The organism is Paracoccus wurundjeri (assembly GCF_030678915.1).
Lineage (GTDB): Bacteria > Pseudomonadota > Alphaproteobacteria > Rhodobacterales > Rhodobacteraceae > Paracoccus > Paracoccus onubensis_A.
The window spans coordinates 1-18,888 of sequence record NZ_JAUUTZ010000041.1 but is presented as its reverse complement, the minus strand read 5'-3'; the positions used below and the strand labels follow the sequence as shown (position 1 = coordinate 18,888).

The 18,888-nt window shown below is 61.7% G+C and carries 20 protein-coding genes; 8 read left to right on the top strand and 12 right to left on the bottom strand.

Annotation, left to right across the window (positions count from 1 at the left end):
* Nucleotides 1–87: 87 nt before the first annotated feature.
* Together Q0601_RS23350 and Q0601_RS23345 are read left to right on the top strand one after the other, a co-directional pair.
* Complete coding sequence (locus tag Q0601_RS23350; RefSeq protein ID WP_305292372.1) at nucleotides 88–1,683, top strand: COG4223 family protein; 1,596 nt, start codon at nucleotides 88–90, stop codon at nucleotides 1,681–1,683.
* Between the two features lie 11 nt (nucleotides 1,684–1,694).
* Nucleotides 1,695–3,419 carry a heme biosynthesis protein HemY gene (locus Q0601_RS23345; RefSeq protein WP_305292371.1) on the top strand — a complete coding sequence of 575 codons (1,725 nt, stop codon included), beginning with the start codon at nucleotides 1,695–1,697 and terminating at the stop codon, nucleotides 3,417–3,419.
* Nucleotides 3,420–3,628: 209 nt separating this feature from the next.
* Here the strand turns inward: Q0601_RS23345 and Q0601_RS23340 are convergent, their stop codons facing one another.
* The 6 genes from Q0601_RS23340 to pqqA form a co-directional block, all read right to left on the bottom strand.
* A complete protein-coding gene (locus tag Q0601_RS23340; RefSeq protein WP_305292370.1) occupies nucleotides 3,629–4,405 on the bottom strand; it encodes a quinoprotein dehydrogenase-associated SoxYZ-like carrier in 777 nt (258 codons plus the stop codon).
* Nucleotides 4,406–4,459: 54 nt separating this feature from the next.
* Nucleotides 4,460–5,620: a pyrroloquinoline quinone biosynthesis protein PqqE gene (gene pqqE, locus Q0601_RS23335; RefSeq protein WP_305292369.1), complete on the bottom strand. Its 1,161-nt coding sequence runs from the start codon at nucleotides 5,618–5,620 to the stop codon at nucleotides 4,460–4,462.
* Nucleotides 5,621–5,795: 175 nt separating this feature from the next.
* Nucleotides 5,796–6,110, bottom strand: a complete 315-nt coding sequence (gene pqqD / locus Q0601_RS23330) for a pyrroloquinoline quinone biosynthesis peptide chaperone PqqD (RefSeq protein WP_305292368.1) — start codon at nucleotides 6,108–6,110, stop codon at nucleotides 5,796–5,798.
* Nucleotides 6,110–6,859, bottom strand: coding sequence for a pyrroloquinoline-quinone synthase PqqC (gene pqqC / locus Q0601_RS23325; protein ID WP_305292367.1), 750 nt, complete (start codon nucleotides 6,857–6,859; stop codon nucleotides 6,110–6,112). Before pqqC ends, pqqD begins: the two co-directional genes overlap by 1 nt.
* Nucleotides 6,856–7,737, bottom strand: coding sequence for a pyrroloquinoline quinone biosynthesis protein PqqB (gene pqqB, locus Q0601_RS23320; RefSeq protein WP_305292366.1), 882 nt, complete (start codon nucleotides 7,735–7,737; stop codon nucleotides 6,856–6,858). Before pqqB ends, pqqC begins: the two co-directional genes overlap by 4 nt.
* 70 nt (nucleotides 7,738–7,807) lie before the next feature.
* The gene (gene pqqA, locus Q0601_RS23315) at nucleotides 7,808–7,900 is read right to left on the bottom strand and encodes a pyrroloquinoline quinone precursor peptide PqqA (RefSeq protein WP_076522366.1); all 93 of its coding nucleotides are present in this window, start codon (nucleotides 7,898–7,900) and stop codon (nucleotides 7,808–7,810) included.
* A gap of 245 nt (nucleotides 7,901–8,145) precedes the next feature.
* Here pqqA and Q0601_RS23310 point away from each other — a divergent pair, with 245 nt between their 5' ends.
* The 6 genes from Q0601_RS23310 (at nucleotide 8,146) to Q0601_RS23285 (ending at nucleotide 15,509) form a co-directional block, all read left to right on the top strand.
* Nucleotides 8,146–9,117: a quinoprotein relay system zinc metallohydrolase 2 gene (locus Q0601_RS23310; RefSeq protein WP_305292365.1), complete on the top strand. Its 972-nt coding sequence runs from the start codon at nucleotides 8,146–8,148 to the stop codon at nucleotides 9,115–9,117.
* A 91-nt stretch (nucleotides 9,118–9,208) separates the two neighbouring features.
* Nucleotides 9,209–10,564, top strand: a complete 1,356-nt coding sequence (locus Q0601_RS23305; RefSeq protein ID WP_305292364.1) for an ABC transporter substrate-binding protein — start codon at nucleotides 9,209–9,211, stop codon at nucleotides 10,562–10,564.
* 162 nt (nucleotides 10,565–10,726) lie between these two features.
* Nucleotides 10,727–11,722 carry a carbohydrate ABC transporter permease gene (locus Q0601_RS23300; protein WP_305292363.1) on the top strand — a complete coding sequence of 332 codons (996 nt, stop codon included), beginning with the start codon at nucleotides 10,727–10,729 and terminating at the stop codon, nucleotides 11,720–11,722.
* A complete protein-coding gene (locus Q0601_RS23295; RefSeq protein ID WP_305292362.1) occupies nucleotides 11,722–12,855 on the top strand; it encodes a carbohydrate ABC transporter permease in 1,134 nt (377 codons plus the stop codon). The genes Q0601_RS23300 and Q0601_RS23295 overlap by 1 nt, the downstream gene beginning before the upstream one ends.
* Entirely contained in the window at nucleotides 12,856–14,406 is a 1,551-nt protein-coding gene (locus tag Q0601_RS23290) for an alpha-amylase family glycosyl hydrolase (protein ID WP_305292361.1), read from the top strand.
* Between the two features lie 17 nt (nucleotides 14,407–14,423).
* On the top strand, nucleotides 14,424–15,509 hold the full coding sequence (locus tag Q0601_RS23285) for an ABC transporter ATP-binding protein (protein WP_305292360.1): 1,086 nt from the start codon (nucleotides 14,424–14,426) through the stop codon (nucleotides 15,507–15,509).
* A gap of 411 nt (nucleotides 15,510–15,920) precedes the next feature.
* Here the strand turns inward: Q0601_RS23285 and rpmE are convergent, their stop codons facing one another.
* From rpmE to Q0601_RS23255, 6 genes are all read right to left on the bottom strand, one after another.
* On the bottom strand, nucleotides 15,921–16,142 hold the full coding sequence (gene rpmE, locus Q0601_RS23280; RefSeq protein ID WP_119751713.1) for a 50S ribosomal protein L31: 222 nt from the start codon (nucleotides 16,140–16,142) through the stop codon (nucleotides 15,921–15,923).
* Between the two features lie 13 nt (nucleotides 16,143–16,155).
* On the bottom strand, nucleotides 16,156–16,545 hold the full coding sequence (gene rplS / locus Q0601_RS23275) for a 50S ribosomal protein L19 (RefSeq protein ID WP_119751714.1): 390 nt from the start codon (nucleotides 16,543–16,545) through the stop codon (nucleotides 16,156–16,158).
* A 4-nt stretch (nucleotides 16,546–16,549) separates the two neighbouring features.
* Nucleotides 16,550–17,422 (bottom strand): tRNA (guanosine(37)-N1)-methyltransferase TrmD, encoded by an 873-nt coding sequence (trmD, locus tag Q0601_RS23270; protein ID WP_305292359.1) that lies wholly within the window; start codon nucleotides 17,420–17,422, stop codon nucleotides 16,550–16,552.
* Nucleotides 17,419–17,913: a ribosome maturation factor RimM gene (gene rimM, locus Q0601_RS23265; RefSeq protein WP_305292358.1), complete on the bottom strand. Its 495-nt coding sequence runs from the start codon at nucleotides 17,911–17,913 to the stop codon at nucleotides 17,419–17,421. Before rimM ends, trmD begins: the two co-directional genes overlap by 4 nt.
* Nucleotides 17,914–18,110: 197 nt before the next feature.
* Nucleotides 18,111–18,500 carry a 30S ribosomal protein S16 gene (gene rpsP, locus Q0601_RS23260; RefSeq protein WP_305292357.1) on the bottom strand — a complete coding sequence of 130 codons (390 nt, stop codon included), beginning with the start codon at nucleotides 18,498–18,500 and terminating at the stop codon, nucleotides 18,111–18,113.
* A gap of 46 nt (nucleotides 18,501–18,546) precedes the next feature.
* Complete coding sequence (locus tag Q0601_RS23255) at nucleotides 18,547–18,843, bottom strand: chorismate mutase (RefSeq protein WP_305292387.1); 297 nt, start codon at nucleotides 18,841–18,843, stop codon at nucleotides 18,547–18,549.
* Nucleotides 18,844–18,888 lie beyond the last annotated feature (45 nt).

The window sequence follows — 18,888 nt, the reverse complement described above, 5'->3', positions numbered from 1 at the left end:
GTTGAGACTGTGGCGTTGCCTGAGTAGGTTAGCGTAAAGACATGGCAGCATGTATTTCGCCATGGCGTGTGATGACGGGGACCGAATGTGACCAAGCCAAGCAAAAGCAAAGCCTCGAAGACTTCGACGGAATCTCAGCCGGAACAGCCAACCGAGACGTTGAAATTGAAGAAAGAGGCGGCAGAGCCGGGTGCCGTCGCGACAAGGGATGTGGGTGAAGGCAAAGGTGATTCCGCCACTGCCAGCGGCGGGGTTATTAGCCCGGTTGATTCGACCCTTGTCGGCAAGGCCGGTACCGGACGCCCGGCGGCCGAGGCGAAGCAGGACACCGCGAATCCCGTGACCGATCAGCCGGGAGTGGCCGAACAGTCATCGGAATCGGCGGATATGACCAAGGATACCCCGAAGGATAACGCGACCACGGAAATCAAGGGCGGAGTTCCGCCGGTCGACGCGCGCAAGCCTGCGCAGGCCGCCGTCGCGGCTTCGGAAAAGGCGCCCGTTTCGGAGGTTGCCCCGGCCGGGGTGACCGAACCGGCGCCTGCGCCGCAACAGCAGGTGACCGTGCGCAAGACCGGCTTCTGGCCGGTGGCCTTTGGCGGTGTGGTTGCCGCCGGGCTGGGCGCTGCCGCGACGATCTGGGCGCTTCCCCATCTGCCCGCAGGCTGGCTTCCCGAACAGGAGGCCGGGATCGATGCCGAGGTGATCCGGGAAGAAGCGGTTACCGCCGCAACCGCAGCCGCCGAAGATGCCGTTGCAAATGCTCCGGTAGCAGAGGCGGCGCTGCCGGATGATATCCAGGCCATGCTGGAGGAACACACCCAGCGGATTGCCGCGCTGGAAGAAGCGGGTGCCGCAAGTCCCGAATCGCCGGATGCCGCGACCGAAGGTTCCGAAGATGCAGGCGCAGAGCCCTCTGATGCCGGGAATGCGTCGCTGGTTCCCTCGGATGATCCAGAGGCACCGGCAATCGATCTGACCGGGTTGCAAAAGCAGCTTGAAGAGCAGGCGGCGAAGATCGCACAGCTTGAAGCACGGCCCAGTATCGATCCCGAAGCCGCCGAGCGCGTGCAGGCGCTTGCCGATGAGGCGCAGAGCCTGCAGGAGCAGATCGGCGGCATGGCCAGCGATGTCGAAAGCCGGATCGCCGCCGTTCAGGAAGAAGCCGCCAAGCTGCAAGAGGAAGCTGCGGAAAGCACCCGGCGGGCGCAGGCGGTGGCGGCGGTTGCCTCGTTGCAGGCGGCGCTTGATAAGGGCGTGACCGCGCAAGAGGCGCAGCAGGCATTCACCGATGCCGGCATGGATGCGCCCGAGGCGCTGCAAAAGGACATTCCAAGCCTTGATGACTTGCAGGCCGGCTTTGGCGACGCGTCACGCGCGGTCCTGCGGGTGTCGACGTCGTCGGATGCCGAGGGCGGCGGCGGGAATGCCCTGACGAATTTCCTGAAGGCCCAGACGGGTGCGCGTTCGGTTGCGCCGCGTGAAGGGGATGATGCCGATGCGGTGCTGTCCCGGGCGAATGCCAGCGTCGAGGCGGGCGATATTGCCGCCGCGCTGGACGAAATGCAGGCATTGCCCGAAAACGCCCGACAGGTTCCTGCCATGGCCGAATGGCTGGCGGGGGCACAGGCTTACAATGATGCGCAGGCGGCCTTGTCCGACCTGACGACATCCACGAATTAAGGACCCGGCCCATGTTTCTGTCCTTGCTGAAGATACTGTTCTTCTTTGCTGCGGTTCTGGCGATTGCCCTTGGCGCGATAAAATTGTCCGAGACCGCGCAGCCGCTATTCCTTGAATATGCCGGTACCGAGATCATGCTGACGCCGGTCAAGGCGGTTGTCGCGCTGCTTGTACTGATGGTGCTGGCATGGCTTGTGTTCAAGCTGCTTGGACTGGCGCTTGCCTTTCTGCGTTTTCTTGCGGGGGATGAAACCTCGATCAGCCGCTATTTCACCCGCTCGCGCGAGCGCAAGGGATATGATGCGCTTGGCGAGGGCATGCTTGCCATCGCCTCGGGCGAGGGAAAGCTTGCGCTGGACAAGGCCGCGAAGGCCGAGAAATTCCTTGACCGGCCGCATATCACCAATCTTCTGACCGCACAGGCTGCCGAGGTCGCGGGCGATACCGCACGGGCCAATGCGACCTATCGCAAATTGCTGGAGGATGAGCGCACCCGTTTCGTCGGCATCCGGGGGCTGATGAAGCAGAAACTGGACGAGGGCGATACCAAATCCGCGATGCTGCTGGCCCAGAAAGCCTATGCGATCAAGCCGAAACACAAGGAGCTTCAGAACACCCTGCTGGAACTTCAGACGCGCGAGCATGACTGGAAGGGCGCACGCGCCACGCTGAAGGACAAGCGCCGGCAGGGCGAGCTGACGAAGGATGTCGCGATCCGCCGCGACGCCGTTCTGGCGCTGCAGGAGGCCAGCGAGGTGCTGTCGAGCGAAAACTCGGTCAGTGCGCGCGAGGCGGCGATCTCGGCGGCCAAGGCGTCGCCCGATCTGATCCCTGCGGCGGTGCTGGCGGCGCGCGGTTACATTGCGCAGAAGAATTTCCGCAATGCGACCCGTATCCTTGAAAAGACATGGTCGGTGCGACCGCATCCCGATATCGCGGCCACCTATGCCGAGATCGTGCCGGACGAGACGCCGAACCAGCGTCTGCGCCGTTTCGACGCGCTTCTGCGCAAGAACCCCGATCACGAGGAATCGCGCCTGCTGAAAGCCGAGCTGCTGCTGGCGGCCGAGGATTTCCCCGGCGCCCGCCGTGCGCTTGGCGATCTGGCGCAGGCGCATCCGACCGTGCGCACCCTGTCGATCATGGCAGCGGTCGAGCGTGGCGAGGGTGCCGATGACAGCGTCGTCCGGGGCTGGCTGGCGCGCGCATTGACGGCTTCGCGCGGCTCGCAATGGGTTTGCGACAAATGCCACAACATCATGTCCAACTGGGCGCCGGTCTGCGATAGCTGCGGTGGTTTCGATACGCTGACATGGCGCGAACCCGAGATGAAGGATCCGGCCCCGGTGACTTCGGGTGCCGAAATGCTTCCACTGCTCGTTGGTCCGATGAACAAGGGCGGGACGGCAACTTCGGAACCTGCTGCCATCGTGGATACGGATGCCACCGTTTCCGATGTCGAAGCGCCGCAGCAAAAGCCGGAAGCGCCGTCTAAGACCGAGATCGCGGATGTCGCGCCGGGGATGGTCCCGCGCGAAGAGGATTACGTCGATGTCGATCCGTCGGTCACCGTCACCACGCGCGAGACGCCCGCCGAAGCCGACAGCGGCGATGAAAGCGCCACTGCCGCTGACCGCCCTGCCACCGATCACAAGGACGAGCAAGAAGCGGAGTTCACGCCGGTCCGCCCGGATGTCGAGCCGCCGGATAGTCCCGCGTCAGGGCGTGTCAGCTAGAACGGGTCGCGTTGGATCGGAAACGCCGGTTACTTGCGCCGCCATGGCCGGAGGCGCTGCCCGTCGCCGGCAGGTCTCTTGAGCCGGTGGCGACCCCGAGGTATTTGGACAAAGAAGAAGAGGAAGCGGCGCGAATCCGGGCGGGTGTCATATTCTAAGACGTTTTGGACCGGCACGGCTGAAACGAGCGCGTTGATCGCGCCGGTCGTCTATCCGCCGGCGTCGAATGTCTGATCCCAGACATTGCCTTCGGTGTCTTCGGCATGGACGCTGATCGGCTGGCCATTGGGTTCATAGGCAAAGCGGAACACCGGATCCTCGCTGACCGAAATCCCGGCCTCCATGGTGAACAGCAGCTCATCGCCCTGCTTGACCTCCAGCCGGTCGATGAAATGGGCGGGGATGTTCATCAATGTCACCTGATCGCGTTGCAGCCCGGAAAACATCGGGTGCCGGATCATCAGGGTGCCCAGAGTGCGCCCGTCTTCCTGCGCGGTTTTCCAGCGCATTTCGCCCATGCTGTCCTTGACCGCCGCCATATCCTTGCCCGCCGGGGCCGAGCATCCGCCCGATGCCTTGACGAAACGCCCTGCCATGACATTGCCGCCATCCGCCAATGTCCCGATGGCGCGCAGATCTGTATAGGCGTCGACGCGGACCCGAACCTCGAAATCCAGCGGCATCAATGCCTCGCCAAATGTATATTCGGCGGCGACCGGGGCCGGGTTCGCGTCGATCACCAGCATGAGATCCGTCAGAGCGGGGGCGTCAGAGGGCTGGCTTATCCGGACCGGCACAATGGCCGCATCATTGGCGCGGATCGGCGCATCAAGATCCAGTATGGCGGGGTCCATCGATGGCTCTTCGGTAAGACCGATGACGGATTCCCGCAGATCCTCCCATGTCTCCGAAGGGCGCAGAGCATTCTCCTGGGCCCAGACGGGCGCGGCCGTCAAAAGCGCCGTTGCAACAAGCCAACCTTTCATTGCCCCCTCCAGATCTCCCCGGGTTTAAACAAAGCCGGTTGCCATCATAGCATATTATCCCTGCAATTCGCGGGTCTTCTTCATCCGCCGATAGATCAGTTCGGCGGTATCGGCTGTGGTATCAGTTGCGGCATCCGCTTCGGCGCGGGCCACGACCTGCGCATGCAGCGGCGATTTCGAGCAAACCGGGTCGGTCGCACGGGCATCACCGGCAATGGCCATCGCCTGACAGCGGCATCCGCCGAAATCCAATGTCTTGCGGTCGCAGCTTTGGCAGGGTTCGGGCATCCATTCCGTGCCGCGAAAGGCATTGAAGGATTCGGAAAGATGCCAGATATCCGATAGCGAGCGGTCGCGGGCATTCTCGAACCGCATCCATGTGATCGAACCTGCCGCATGGCACGGCAGCACCGAGCCATCGGGGCCGACATTCAGCCCGGTAGAGCCCCAGCCGCCCATGCAAGCCTTGGGATAGACGGCATGGTGATCGGCGGGCACGTAATCGATCACCAGCTTGCCGCGCAGCCTTGTGCGGGCGTCATTGACGACCTGCCGGGCAAAAACCGCCTGTTCGCGCGTCGGCATCAAAGCCTTCCGGTTCAGGTCGGCCCAGCCGTGAAACTGCACGGTGGCCACCTCGATCCGCCTTGCGCCAAGGGTTTCGGCCAGCGCGATCATATCGGGCAGGCGTTCCATGTTCTGGCGATGGACAACGGCGTTGATGGTCAGAGGAAAGCCGATCTCGGCCACCCATCCGGCGAAACCCATCTTCTTGTCCCACGAGCCGGGATGACCGCTGATCCGGTCGGCCATGTCTGGGCGAATGCCTTGCAGCGAAAGCTGAACGTGATCGACCCCCGCCTGATCCAGCTCTTCCAGACGCGCCCGCGTGATGCCGATCCCCGAGGTGATGAGATTGACGTAAAGTCCCGCGTCCCGCGCCGATGCGACGATCTGGGCCAGATCGCGCCGCGCGCCGGGTTCGCCGCCCGAGATATGGACCTGAAGCACCCCCAGATCCGCAGCTTCGCGGAAAATGCGCGCCCAGTCCTCGGCGGGCAGCTCTTCTGCGGCACGGGTCAACTCGACCGGGTTCGAGCAATAGGGACAGGCCAGAGGACAGCGGTGCGTGATCTCGGCCAGCATCGCCATCGGCAGGCCCGGAGTGACCGGATTGCCGTCAAGATCGCGGGGTTGGGTGGGAAGGTCCTTCATGGCGAATCCTTAGGGGAGCTTCGGATCGTGATGGAAATGGTTGCGTATCGCGTCCTGCGATGGCCGGGGGATTTTGCATCCCCCGGACCCCCGGCAAGGTATTTGCGCAAAGAAGAAGAGCAGGGGCGCGGTGGGCATGGCCGGGTCGCGGTCGTCCGGTGATATGTTCCGGAGGTCATGGCTGATCCTCGGCGTCGATTTCTAAAGGTTTCAGGAATACCATGCGCCGCTCGATCAGCCCGGTCAGGAAGTCGCGGATATCGCCGGCGATCTGTTCGGACGGGGCATTGTAACGTGCGGCGAGGTCGCCGGTGATGGCGGCCATGCTTCGCCGCCCGTCCAGTTCCGACAGGATCGCGTCCCCGATGGCATCCAGTTGCATGGCGCGTTCCGGGGCTTGCAGCACGCGGATGCCACGCACGCGATCCTGTTGCAGGCGCACGCCGCGCGGCAGATAGGGGATGTCGTCGGGGCGGATCAGCGGTTCCATTACAGCAGGCCTTCTCCGGGCCGCCATGCGCCGGGCGGGATATTGTCCTGCACATAGGCATGCCAAAGCGCGTCAAGCTGTGCCCAAAGCACATCGGTCTTGAAGATCAGGGCGCGCGCGGCGGCGTCCTGTTTTTCCAGCGTATCGGCATGAGTCAGCACGTAATCAAGGCCGAATGCGACATCCTCGGGCGCTTCGGTCAGGCGCTTTTTGAAATAGGCAAGGCTGCGGTCATCGGCGAAATCGTAATGCGCCAGCAGGCCCTCGATCCGCTGGGCGTGGATTTTCGGGGCGAAAAGCTCGGTCAGGCTGGCGGCGACGGCATCCAGCAAGGGCATGTCGCGGACGAAACGGACATAGGCGTCGACAGCGAAGCGGGTGGCGGGCAGGATGCCCGTGCCGCCGGCGACGTAATCCGGATCCAGACCTACGGCGCGGGCAAGGGCAAGCCAGCGACGGATGCCGCCGCCTTCCTCGACCCCGCCGTCGTGATCCTCGATCCGTTTGCGCCAGCGGCGGCGCAAAGCCGGATCGTCCACGCGCGACATGAAGGCGGCGTCCTTCATCGGGATGCGCGATTGATACATCCACCGGTTGATGACCCATGCCCGAACCTCGTCCGGGGTGCATTCGCCGCCATGCAGCCGGGCATGAAACGGATGGCGGTCGTGATAGCGTTCCGCCCCGATGGCACGCAGGCGCGCCTCGAATTCCTCGCGGGATTGCGGTTGGTTGGGGACGTCTTTCACAGCGTGATCTCCATTCCGTCGCGGCCGATCTGCCAGCCCTGTGTCTCTGCCTCGGCCGCCTGCGGGCTTGCGGGATCGGTCAGAGGGTTCGAGTTGTTCATATGCACGAAGATCCGCCGCCCGATATCCAGCCCTGACAGATCCCGGATCGTCTGTACGACCGGCATATGCCCCATGCGCCGCCCGGTTTTCTGGCCAAGCCCCATGCGGATCATCTCGTCATCCTCCCACAGGGTGCCGTCGAACATCAGCAGATCCGCACCGTCGATGCGGGATTTCAGCCAGTCCGGCATATCGGCGCAGCCGGGAATATAAAGCGCGCGCCGCCCCCCGGCCCTCAATTCGACCCCAACCGTCGTTTCTCCGACAAGGCCGGTCTCGACCACCTCGCCCTCCTGATACAGCGGCACCTTGCCAGGCACGGCGAAAAGCGTGGCGTCCAGACCGGGCGCGAGGCGGATATCCTGATCCAATGCGACCTCGCGGCGTGTGACCAGATCCGTGCGCAGAGCCGACAACATCGGGTTCGCCGCCAGCGCCTGATGAATGGCGGGGGTGGCAAGCAGGTCGAACGCCTGGCTTTCGCGCAGGGTCAGAAGCCCTGCCACATGGTCGATATCGCCATTCGTGACCAGCACCGAACGCAAGGGCATCTGCCGGGGTCCGGCGGGATGCAGGGCAGGCGTTGCGGCCAGTTGCATGCGAATATCCGGGGAGGCGTTCAGGATCGCCCAGTTCTGCCCGTCCGCGCTGACCGCGACCGAGCTTTGAGTCAGGGGCGGGATACGCCCATTACGTGCGGCATTGCAATTGTCACAGCCGCAATTCCATTGCGGCAAGCCACCGCCCGCTGCTGCGCCCAGAATGATGATCTGCATATCGCGTCAGACGAAATCGGCCCTGCCCGAAGCACTCGGACAGGGCCGGTTTCTGTCTGCTCATCATGGATCAGAACAGTACAGGCTCATCCTCGGCCGGAGCGTACATGTTGATTTCCATGCCGCAGGCAATTTCCTTCAGGGTAGGCTTGGTCCATGCCATAAACGTTTCTCCTCAAGCAGTGCCGTGGAAATCACGACTGGATCTTATGGTAGATGAGAGGCAGCATGTGTCAACACGACGAAGGTCTGATGCCGATCTTTTTACTTTGAAAAGGTCATGATTTTTACCGGGAAAGGCTCTGTTGGGAACATTCGGCAATGATTCATCTGATTTTAAGCGCCTGTCTTGCCGGATCTTCTGGTGATTGTGTGCCAATTCTCCTGCCTGAAGCAGAAAGCGCTGTCATGGCGGAATGCGAGTCGCAGGCGGAACGAGTCAGCCGGAACTGGCTGAAGCGACATCCGGACTTGGCGGGAGATCAGATTTCATGCCAATCGGTTACTTCACTGCCTGCTTTGCCACTGCGGGAACTGGCACCCGGTATCCATGTCTATCTGGGCGAGCCGGTTCAGATGGAAGAATCCGCGAATGGCCGCATCGCTAATCTGGGCGTGGTGATCGGAGAGAAATCCGTCGCGGTGATCGATAGCGGGGTCTCGCGGCGGCAGGGGCAGGAATTATTTGCTGCGATCAGGGAATTGACCGATCTGCCGATCAGTCATGTCATCCTGACGCATATGCATCCCGATCATGTGCTTGGCACATCGGTTTTCAAGGAAGCGGGCGCCGAGATCGTCGGCCATGCCGCATTGCCGGCCGCGCTTGAGTATCGGGCGCAGACCTATCTGGACAATCTTGCCGAACTCTATCCGCCGCAGGAGGTGATCGGAACCGAGGTCGTTCTGCCGGATCGACAGGTCGCGGATCGCGATATCATCGACCTTGGTGGCCGGGAATTGCTGCTGAAGGCCGAGGGTACGGCGCATACCGACAATGATCTGACGGTTTTCGACAGAAAAACGGAAACATTTTTCAGCGGCGATCTGATCTTTCGCGACCTGACCCCGGTTGTCGATGGATCCCTGAATGGCTGGCTTGAATGGCTGGACGCCGCGCCTGCGCCGATGCCGCGCCGGATCGTTCCGGGGCATGGAGAGGTTGCGGAGAGCTGGAAAAACGCTGTCATGCCGCAAACGGAATTTCTGACCATGCTCAGGGACTCCACCCGTGCCGCGATAGCTGATGGATTGCCCATGTCCGACGCGGTGCCAGTGATCGCGAAATCCCTGCAAGTAATTGCAAATACATGGAATTCTTTCGAAGAAACTGCGGCGCGTGACGCGACGGCAGCCTATAAGGAACTGGAATGGGAGTGAGTTTTATTTGACAATTCCTTACGGGAAAGGACTGATAGCGATAACAATCAATCGTCGGAACATGTTTCCAGAAAGGTTCAGGGAGGATCTTATGAAAACTGTATTTTATGTTACCGCCGCCGCAATTGCCCTGGGTGCCGGAATGGCGCAGGCGCAGATGGTGATCGAACCGGGCAGCGATGATCGCATCAACTGGCAGAGTCTCGAAGATTTCAAGGCGGCTCATGGCGATCTGGATGGCCAGTCATTCACGGTACTTGGTCCCTGGCTTGGGGTGGATCAGGACCTGTTCACCTCACTTCTGCCCTATTTCGAAGAGGCGACCGGGGCGAAGGTGAATTATTCCGGCTCGGACAGTTTCGAGCAGCAGATCGTGATCGACAGCGAGGCGGGATCACCGCCGGATGTCGCGGTCTTCCCGCAACCCGGTCTGGCCGCCGATCTGGCGAAGAAAGGGCATCTCAGGCCGCTGGGCGAAGAAACGGCGCAATGGGTGCGCGATAATTATGCCGCCGGCGACAGTTGGGCAGAGCTGGGCATTTATGCGGGCAAGGACGGGGAAGAGGCGATGTATGCCTTTCCCTTCAAGGCCGATGTGAAATCGCTGGTCTGGTATATTCCCGAGAATTTCGAGGATGCGGGATATGAGGTGCCCGAAACCTACGAGGATCTCAAGGCTCTGACCGAACAGATCGCGGCGGATGGCGAGACGCCGTGGTGTATCGGGCTTGGTGCGGGCGGCGCGACGGGCTGGCCAGCGACCGACTGGGTCGAGGATCTGATGCTGCGGACCGGCAACCCCGAAGATTACCGGGCCTGGACCACCAACGACTTGCCGTTCAACGATCCCAAGGTCGTGGCGGCGATCGAGGAATTCGGCTGGTTCGTCAGAAATGACGATTTCGTCTCGGGCGGGGCGGCATCGGTTTCCTCGACGGATTTCCGCGACAGTCCCAAGGGCCTGTTCGAATTCCCGCCCGATTGCTACATGCATCATCAGGCCAGCTTCATCCCCTCCTTCTTCCCCGAAGGGATCGAAGTCGGGCTGGATGTGGATTTCTTCTATTTCCCGGCCCCTGCCGATGGCAGCGTTGGCAAGCCGGTGCTGGGCGGCGGCACGATGTTCTCGGTATTGTCGGACAATCCCGCGGCGCTTGCCTTCATCGAGTTTCTGAAAACCCCCGCCGCGCACGAGATCTGGATGGCTCAAAGCAGTTTCGTCACGCCCCATACCGGCGTGAACCCCGAGGCTTACGCGAATGATACGCAGCGTAGGATGGGGGAAATCCTGCTGGATGCCACGGTTTTCGGCTTTGATGGATCCGATCTAATGCCCGGCTCGATCGGCGCGGGGGCGTTCTGGACCGGCATGGTCGATTTCGTCGGCGGCGCATCGGCGCAGGACGTAGCCGACCGGATTCAGGGGAAATGGGACTCGGTGAAGTAATGCGCATCATGCCGCGTCCGATCAAAACCGCCGCTCTTCACTTCTTCACGCAGATATCCCGGGGGTTGCCGGCGGGTCGTGCCCCGGCCATCGCGGGACGCGAACAGCTGAATTGCTGATCGGACGCGGCATGTTCTGACATGTTTTTCGGAGGGGACTGAAATGGAACTGTTCCTGATGGCTGCGGGCACCATCGCCTTGGGCGTGCTGGGCTGTGTGGTCTGGTTCTGGGGCTCGAACCTCGTCCTTGACAGTATCTACCCGCCGCGCGGCAGGAATGCGGGCGACAATATCCGCAGGGCGAATATGATCCGTCCCTGGCTGTTCGTCGGTCCGGCGGTTCTGTTTCTGGGCGTTTATCTGGTCTATCCGGTCATCGACAGCTTCTGGCGCTCGCTGCATAATGCCGATGGCAGCCGGTTCGTGGGTGCCGGTAACTACCTTTGGGCATTGGGCGACGACAAGTTCCGGGAATCGATCTGGAACAATCTGCTATGGCTGCTGGTCGTGCCCGCCCTGTCCACGGTGTTCGGTCTGCTTGCGGCGCAGCTGACCGACAGGATCAGATGGGGCAATATCGGCAAATCGCTGATCTTCATGCCCATGGCCATCAGCTTTGTCGGCGCGGGCGTGATCTGGAAGCTGATCTATGAATTCCGCGAATCGGGCGAAACCCAGATCGGCCTGCTGAACTGGATCGTCACCCGGCTTGGCGGAGAACCGCAAATCTGGCTGACACTGATTCCATGGAACAATTTCTTCCTGATGATCGTATTGGTCTGGATTCAGACCGGTTTCGCAATGGTCATCCTGTCGGCGGCGCTGCGCGGCATCCCCGAGGAAACCATCGAAGCGGCAATCCTTGACGGTGCTTCTGCGTGGCAGCTGTTCTTCAAGATCAAGGTGCCGCAGATCATGGGTAGCATCGCCGTTGTCTGGACCACCATCACCATCGTCGTGCTAAAGGTTTTCGACATCGTTTTCGTGATGACCAACGGCCAGTGGGGCACGCAGGTTCTGGCGAATCTGATGTATGACTGGATGTTCCGCGGATCGCCGGATTACGGCCGCGGCTCGGCGATTGCCATCGTGCTGATGATCGTGGTCACGCCGATCATGGTCTGGAATATCTACAATGCCCGCAAGGAGGCCGGCTGATGGAGGGAATGGCCGGAAAGAAATCCTCGCTGACATGGGCGGTCCATATCTCTGCCTTTCTGCTGGTGGTGTTATGGACGATCCCCACTCTGGGGCTGTTCGTCTCGTCCTTCCGCGACCGCGACCAGATCTCGTCAGGCGGGTGGTGGGCGTCGTTCTTGCCTTCCGAACGGACCGGATATGCCCGTACCGGAACCGATGACGATGCAAGGCAGGTCGATGGCCTGTATGTGATCGAGGGCCTGGTAACGGAGGGCGATCAGAAACTGTCGGCATGGGGGACAGGCGCACGCGAGCCGGGCAAATACCAGCCGGGAGAAACCGTCGAGATCGAGGATGGGTGGCAGCTGACGGTAAGCGAGGATGGCAGCTACCGGCTGACATCGGAAAAGCCGTTCGGGATGCGGCGGGGCGAGCGGATCTTTACCACAACCGCGACACCGCCCGATTTCACGACCGGGAACTATCATCGCGTGCTGACCGCCGAAGGGCTGGGCCGCGCCTTCATGAACACGCTGACGGTAACGATCCCGGCCACGGTGATCCCGATCCTGATCGCGGCTTTCGCGGCCTATGCGCTTGCATGGATGCGTTTCCCGGGCCGCGCCCTGCTGACGGCAGGGGTGGTCGGTCTGCTGGTCGTGCCCTTGCAGGTCGCGCTGATTCCACTGTTGCAGATGCATAACGCCATCGGCATCGGCAAGGGATATATGGGCATCTGGCTGGCGCATACGGCATTCGGCCTGCCGCTGGCGGTCTATCTGCTGCGCAACTACATGATCGGCTTGCCGCGCGAGGTGATCGAGTCGGCCCGCGTCGACGGCGCGAGTGATTTCCAGATCTTCCGGCGCATCGTCCTGCCGCTATCCTTTCCGGCATTGGCGAGTTTTGCGATTTTCCAGTTCCTCTGGGTCTGGAACGACCTTCTGGTCGCCACGGTGTTTCTTGGCAATACGCGGGAACAATTGGTCATGACCGGCGTTCTCCGCGAATTGATGGGGTCGAAAGGGGGCGAGTGGGAGATTCTCGCGACCTCGGCCTTCGTCTCGATCGCGGTGCCGCTGATCGTATTCTTTTCAATGCAACGATATCTGGTTCGCGGCTTGCTGGCCGGTTCCGTCAAAGGTGGCTGAATGAACGAAAATACTGCAAACTGGTGGAAGGGCGGGGTCATTTATCAGGTTTACCCGCGCAGTTTTCAGGACACGACCGGTGATGGCGTGGGAGATCTTGCCGGGATCGCCCAGCGCCTGCCCTATGTCGCCTCACTGGGGGTGGACGCGGTCTGGATCTCACCCTTCTTCACATCGCCGATGAAGGATTTTGGGTATGATGTCAGCGATTATCGCGGCATCGATCCGATCTTCGGCAGCATGGAGGATTTCGACTGGCTGATCGAACGCGCGCACGAGCTTGGCCTGAAGGTCATGATCGATCTGGTGATGTCGCACAGTTCGGATCAGCACCCGTGGTTCGCGGAAAGCCGTGCCAGCCGCGATAATCCGAAAGCCGGCTGGTATGTCTGGTCTGATCCCAAGCCGGACGGAACGCCTCCGAACAACTGGCTGTCGATCTTTGGCGGCAGCGCCTGGCAATGGGATGCGCGGCGCGAACAATATTATCTGCATAATTTCCTGACCTCCCAGCCGGATCTGAACTTCCATAATCGCGAGGTTCAGGATGCGCTTCTGGATATGACCGAATTCTGGCTGCAAAAGGGCGTTGACGGGTTCCGGCTGGATACGATCAATTTCTATTTCCACGATGCGCAGTTGCGGGACAATCCGCCGCTGGTGCCCGAACATCGCAAGGCGGATACCGCGCCGGCGGTGAACCCCTACAATCATCAAAGCCATAAATACAACAAGTCGCAGCCCGAAAATCTGGCATTTCTCGAACGGTTCAATACGCTTCTGAAACGCTATGGCGCGGTATCGGTGGGCGAGATCGGCGATAGCGAGCGGGCGCTTGAACTGCTCGAGGAATATACGGGCGCGCCGCAGGGCATGGAAAGCAAACGGCTGGACATGTCCTATGTGTTCGACTTTCTGTCGGGCCATGATCTGACCGCGCAACGGATCGCAGATGTCTTTGCGCAATTGCAGAAAATCGCACCGAATTCCTGGCCGTGCTGGGCCCTGTCGAACCATGATGTGATGCGCCATGTGACACGCTGGAATCTGCCCGAGCAGGCGGCAAAGGCCTATTGCACCGTGCTGATCTGCCTGCGCGGCTCGGTCTGTCTGTATCAGGGCGAAGAGCTTGGCCTGCCCGAAGCGGAATTGCAGTTCGAGGAGCTGCGCGATCCTTACGGCATTGAGTTCTGGCCCGAATTCAAGGGGCGTGACGGCTGCCGCACGCCGATGGTCTGGGATATGGGCGTGAATGGCGGCTTTTCGACAAGCCAGCCCTGGCTGCCCGTTCCACATGTGCATTTGCAGCGCACTGTTGTCGGGCAAGAGGCGGATGCGCAATCCGTGCTGCATCATTATCGCTGGGCCATCGGGCTGCGGCACAAGCATTCCGCGCTGAGGCTGGGCCAGATGAGCGATATTATCGTCAATGGTCCGCTCTTGTCGTTCCGTCGCCATGACGATGCGCAAACATTGCATATCCGCGCCAATCTGTCCGACGAAGAGGCAGGCGGGCTGGAGCCGTGGCAGGTTCAGATCATCGAAGGTTGACAGGGAAGGGGCTGACCGTGGCCGATTTGAAACTGACTGATGTCGCGAAATCCTATGGCGAGGTCCAGGTCCTGAGGAATATCGACCTTTCCATCAGGTCGGGCGAGTTCATCGTGTTCGTCGGCCCTTCGGGCTGCGGGAAATCTACGCTTCTGCGGATGATCGCGGGGCTGGAGCAGATCACCGGCGGCTCGTTGGATATCGATGGCGTGCGGGTCAACGATATTCCGCCCAGCCAGCGCGGGATCGCCATGGTGTTCCAGTCATATGCGCTTTACCCGCATATGACGGTACGCGACAATATGGCCTTCGCACTGAAAATCGCCGGCAAAAGCAAGGCAGAGATCCGCGAGGCGACCGACCGCACGGGCAGGATGCTGCAACTGACGCCCTATCTCGACCGTCTTCCCAAGGCGCTGTCGGGCGGTCAGCGTCAGCGGGTGGCGATCGGGCGGGCGCTTGTGCGCGATCCCAAGGTTTACCTGTTCGACGAACCCCTGTCGAATCTCGACGCCGCCCTGCGCGTGGCGACCCGGATCGAGATTGCGCAGCTAAAGGCCTCGATGCCCGACCGGACAATGATCTATGTGACCCATGATCAGACCGAGGCCATGACGCTGGCCGACCGGATCGTGGTGCTGGCGGGCGGCGGTATCGCGCAGATCGGGGCACCGCTGGAACTGTATGAACGTCCGGTGAACGAATTCGTCGCCCAATTCATCGGCTCGCCCGCGATGAACCTGTTGCCGGGTAAGGTGGCTGCCGTGGGCGAGGTGACCACTGTTGCACTGGACGGCGGAGGGCAGGCGCAACTTGCGGTTCCGACACGGGCGGAGGATGAAGGTCTGGCCGTCAATCTTGGCATTCGCCCCGAGGATATGTTCGAGACCGACGGTCCGGCGATATTCGAAGGCCGCGTGGATCTGACCGAGGCGCTGGGCGAGGTGACGCTGCTTTATTTCGGAACCGGACAGGATGCGCCGCCGGTGATCGCGAAGCTGCCTGGGATCCATTCCGGGCTGTCGGGGCAGATCGTGCGCCTTGCCGCGAGACCCGACGCGATGCATCTGTTTCATGACGGGAAGTCGCTTTTGTATCGCTGACGTGTCTGCGCATGATGAATGGCCTGCGCGATATGCGTCAAGATTTATGCGAGTAGCCGATCCTCTGCGCGGGATGCCCGATGCCGGTCGCCGCAGGGAGAGAAGGGGCGTGACGATCGGGCCGGCGTAGCCATCACGGCGGGAACGGGCATATGGATGATCCGAGCCCAGCGATGGCCGGGGGCGCCGCCCGTTGCCGGCAGGTCCCTCGAACCAGTGGCGCGACCCGACAGCGCCCCGAGGTATTTGCCGCAAAGAAGATGTGCAAGTGAAGCCAGGCGGGGCGGTTGTTCCGGCGGTTTTCGCGGGCTGTTTACCCGGCCGGGAAAGTGGGATGGGTATCCGCTATCCGGCTGAATGAAAAACGCCGCCCCGAAGGACGGCGTTTCATATGGATCATGTCGGTGTGGTTCAGAAGCCCAGACCGGCATATTTCGATTTGAATTTCGACACGCGGCCGCCGGTATCCATCAGGCGGGTCGAGCCGCCGGTCCATGCGGGATGCGAGGTCGGGTCGATGTCAAGCGTCATGGTCTCACCCTCTGCGCCCCAGGTCGAGCGGGTCTGATAGGTGGTGCCGTCATTCATCTTGACTTCGATCATGTGATAATCGGGATGGATGTCTTTTTTCATCGGGTGACCTCGTTCAAGCGTTCGCTTCAGCGCCCGATTTGGGCTTGTAATTGGTTTTTTCGACGATACGGGCCGATTTGCCGCGACGGTCGCGCAGGTAATACAGCTTGGCGCGGCGGACTTTACCGCGGCGGACGACCGTGATCGCATCGATATTGGTCGAGTAAAGCGGGAAGACACGCTCCACGCCTTCGCCGAAGCTGATCTTGCGGACGGTGAAGCTGGCGCCGATGCCGTCGCCGCCCTTGCGCGAGATGCAGACGCCTTCGAAGTTCTGCACGCGGGTGCGGGTGCCTTCGGTCACCTTGTAGCCGACGCGCACGGTGTCGCCGGCTTTGAAATCCGGGATGGTCTTGCCAAGCTCTGCGATCTGCTCGGCTTCGAGTTGGGCGATCAGGTTCATCGCATTAATCCTTTTCATGCTCGCGGTGGTTCCGCGATTGGTCTGATGCGCCCGAGAGCTGTCGGTCCTTTGCCGGGTCCATGTCCGTGCGGGTTTCCCCTTCGGTCCATGCCCGCCACAGGTCGGGGCGGCGTTCCTTGGTCAGCCTTTCGGCTTCGGCTGCCCTCCATGCGGAAATGGCCGCATGATTTCCCGACAGCAGAACCGGCGGAATCTCGCGGCCTTCCCATTGGGCGGGCTTCGTGTACTGAGGATGCTCCAGAAGACCCCGGTTGCCGATGGAAAAGGATTCCTCGGCCAGCGAATCCTGATTCCCCAGCACGCGCGGTATAAGCCGAACCGTCGCGTCGATCAAGACCTGTGCAGCGATTTCGCCCCCGGTCAGGACATAATCGCCAATACTGACCTCTTCGACATCATAAGCGTCCAGCACGCGCTGGTCCACCCCCTCGAAACGGCCGCAGATCAGCGTGACCCCCGGACCCTGCGCCAGTTCGCGCGCGCGGGACTGAGTAAAGGGGCGCCCGCGCGGGGACATATAGATGATGGGTGCGGCATTCCCCGCCTCTTGCAGGGCGGCGCTCAGGACATCGGGGCGGATCACCATGCCCGCGCCGCCGCCCGCCGGAGTGTCATCGACATTGCGATGCCTGCCGATGCCGAATTCGCGCAGATGGATACTGCGAAGGTTCCACAGGTCCTCGGCCAGCGCACGGCCCGTCAGGGACAGGCCGAGGATGCCGGGAAATGCCTCGGGGAACAGGGTGACGACAGTCGCGGTCCATGCACCCTTGCGCTGCGGCTCTGCCATCAATTCGCGCGGGCGCAAGCTGGGCCTGACGGACAGGCGCCCATGCGATTTCGGCGCCCCGCTCATTCGTCCGAGCCGGGCGGGTCGGCGATGATCCGGCCCGCTTTCAGATCGACGGTCGGAACGATTTCGCGGGTGAAAGGCAGCAGCAGCAGTTCCTTGCCCGCCACTTCAAGAATGTCGCCCGCGCCGTGATCGAAGATCGCGCGAACCCGGCCAAGCGCCTGTCCGCCGGTGTCGAAGACCTCCAGCCCGATCAGATCGGTATGGTAGAATTCGTCATCGGGCAATGAGGGCAGGGCGTCGCGTGGTGCCCAAAGGGTGGTGCCGCGCAGGGCTTCGGCGTCTTCGCGGGTGGATATCCCGGACAATCTTGCGCCCAGCCCGTTCTTGACGGGGCGGGTCAGTTTGACGGTGAAACTGCGGGTGCCATCCTCGGTCGTAAGGGGGCCATATCCGGCGATGTCCTGCGGCTGGGAACAGAAGCTTTTCAGCCGCACTTCGCCCCGGACCCCGAAGGCTCCGGCAATAGCTCCGACGCAGACTTTATCGGTCATGGGCTACCCCCTGTCGCAGAAACCCGCCTTACTCCAGCTGCCGCCATGATCAAGGCAGCGATCCTTCTGATATGACCGCTCGGCCAGCATTCCTGCAAGGAAAGCCAGCGCGAGCAGGGCCGATAGGCGAAACAGCCGGAACATAACGCTTTCGCGCATTCAGGCCCACGCCGGACAGCGCGGGCCTGATCCTGCGATCATTCTTCCGCGGCGGCTTCCGGTGCGGCCTCTTCAGCCGGGGCGTCGGCTGCTGCGGCTTTTTCCGCACGGGCAGCGGCGCGATCCTGGGCTTTCTTGCCGGGTTCGGCCTTTTTCATGTTCTTGCGCTCGGTCTTTTCCTTTTTGCCTGCGGCTTCAAGGAAACGGGCGATGCGGTCGGTCGGCTGAGCGCCCTGATCCAGCCAGTGCTGCACGCGCTCCATGTCCATCTTCACGCGCTCTTCGCTGTCTTTCGGCAGAAGCGGGTTATAGGTGCCCAGCTTTTCAAGAAAGCGGCCGTCGCGCGGCTTGCGCGTATCGGCGGCGACGATGGCGTAATGGGGGCGCTTTTTCGAGCCGCCACGGGCCAGACGGATTTTGACTGCCATTGGTTTTCTCCTTGTGAAATGGCGTATCGGACGCGTATCGCGCCCGTCAGGGTTGCAGTTGTTCGTGATGCCGGATCACTTCGGCGATCACGAAATTCAGGAATTTGCGCGCGAATTCCGGGTCGAGATCGGCCTCACGCGCGAGGCGTTCCAGCCGCTCGATCTGTTGCGCCTCGCGCGCGGGATCGGACGGCGGAAGATCGTGTTCGGCCTTGAGACGGCCGACGGATTGGGTGTGACTGAACCGCTCGGCCAGGGTGTAGACCAGGATGGCGTCCAGCCGGTCGATGCTGTCGCGATGTTCTTTCAGCAATTCGGCGGCGCGGGTGACTGGATTGGTCATGCGCTGACTCCTGTGGCGGGCGTGGGGGGCGTCGGTGGGGCCGGG

What these genes read in the sequence shown, in the direction of transcription:
- Q0601_RS23345 (WP_305292371.1), top strand. Translation starts at nt 1,695, where the DNA reads ATGTTTCTGTCCTTGCTGAAGATACTGTTCTTCTTTGCTGCGGTTCTG.
- Q0601_RS23340 (WP_305292370.1), bottom strand. Translation starts at nt 4,405, where the DNA reads ATGAAAGGTTGGCTTGTTGCAACGGCGCTTTTGACGGCCGCGCCCGTC.
- pqqE (WP_305292369.1), bottom strand. Translation starts at nt 5,620, where the DNA reads ATGAAGGACCTTCCCACCCAACCCCGCGATCTTGACGGCAATCCGGTC.
- pqqD (WP_305292368.1), bottom strand. Translation starts at nt 6,110, where the DNA reads ATGGAACCGCTGATCCGCCCCGACGACATCCCCTATCTGCCGCGCGGC.
- pqqB (WP_305292366.1), bottom strand. Translation starts at nt 7,737, where the DNA reads ATGCAGATCATCATTCTGGGCGCAGCAGCGGGCGGTGGCTTGCCGCAA.
- pqqA (WP_076522366.1), bottom strand. Translation starts at nt 7,900, where the DNA reads ATGGCATGGACCAAGCCTACCCTGAAGGAAATTGCCTGCGGCATGGAA.
- Q0601_RS23310 (WP_305292365.1), top strand. Translation starts at nt 8,146, where the DNA reads ATGGCGGAATGCGAGTCGCAGGCGGAACGAGTCAGCCGGAACTGGCTG.
- Q0601_RS23305 (WP_305292364.1), top strand. Translation starts at nt 9,209, where the DNA reads ATGAAAACTGTATTTTATGTTACCGCCGCCGCAATTGCCCTGGGTGCC.
- Q0601_RS23300 (WP_305292363.1), top strand. Translation starts at nt 10,727, where the DNA reads ATGGAACTGTTCCTGATGGCTGCGGGCACCATCGCCTTGGGCGTGCTG.
- Q0601_RS23295 (WP_305292362.1), top strand. Translation starts at nt 11,722, where the DNA reads ATGGAGGGAATGGCCGGAAAGAAATCCTCGCTGACATGGGCGGTCCAT.
- Q0601_RS23290 (WP_305292361.1), top strand. Translation starts at nt 12,856, where the DNA reads ATGAACGAAAATACTGCAAACTGGTGGAAGGGCGGGGTCATTTATCAG.
- rpmE (WP_119751713.1), bottom strand. Translation starts at nt 16,142, where the DNA reads ATGAAAAAAGACATCCATCCCGATTATCACATGATCGAAGTCAAGATG.
- rplS (WP_119751714.1), bottom strand. Translation starts at nt 16,545, where the DNA reads ATGAACCTGATCGCCCAACTCGAAGCCGAGCAGATCGCAGAGCTTGGC.
- trmD (WP_305292359.1), bottom strand. Translation starts at nt 17,422, where the DNA reads ATGAGCGGGGCGCCGAAATCGCATGGGCGCCTGTCCGTCAGGCCCAGC.
- rimM (WP_305292358.1), bottom strand. Translation starts at nt 17,913, where the DNA reads ATGACCGATAAAGTCTGCGTCGGAGCTATTGCCGGAGCCTTCGGGGTC.
- rpsP (WP_305292357.1), bottom strand. Translation starts at nt 18,500, where the DNA reads ATGGCAGTCAAAATCCGTCTGGCCCGTGGCGGCTCGAAAAAGCGCCCC.
- Q0601_RS23255 (WP_305292387.1), bottom strand. Translation starts at nt 18,843, where the DNA reads ATGACCAATCCAGTCACCCGCGCCGCCGAATTGCTGAAAGAACATCGC.